This window comes from Pseudoalteromonas sp. S558, assembly GCF_005886635.1.
Taxonomy (GTDB): Bacteria; Pseudomonadota; Gammaproteobacteria; order Enterobacterales; family Alteromonadaceae; genus Pseudoalteromonas; species Pseudoalteromonas aliena.
In genome coordinates this window covers 1-325 of record NZ_PNDU01000596.1, presented here as the reverse complement: position 1 = coordinate 325, position 325 = coordinate 1, and the positions used below count along the sequence as shown (strand labels likewise).

General features: G+C 43.4%; 1 pseudogene. It reads right to left on the bottom strand.

Annotation, left to right across the window (positions count from 1 at the left end):
- Window positions 1-325: pseudogene (locus tag CWB66_RS21585) on the bottom strand (hypothetical protein); the annotation flags it as partial.

Genomic DNA, 325 nt, shown 5'->3' with positions numbered 1-325 from the left:
AATATGCATGTGATATTAGCTTCTTAGCGTCAGCCTGTGCGGTAATAATAGATACTTCCCAAAAGATTATTGAGGAGGTCTTATGAGCTTAACATACTACACAGCCGCGTGGTTCAATGTGAAGTGTATTCGATTCACCCGTTGGCCCTGGCAATGTTGTATATTTACGCATGTGCTTTTCTAAGCGGTTTAACTGAGCACGTGCATCGGCAAGTGTTAACGCTAAATCGTCTGCAAGGTCATCAATAATTTCAACGGTTGCTACTTTCGCTAATAACTGACGCACCGCAGAAACACGGTCATTCAGTGGTGTTGCACGCCAAAT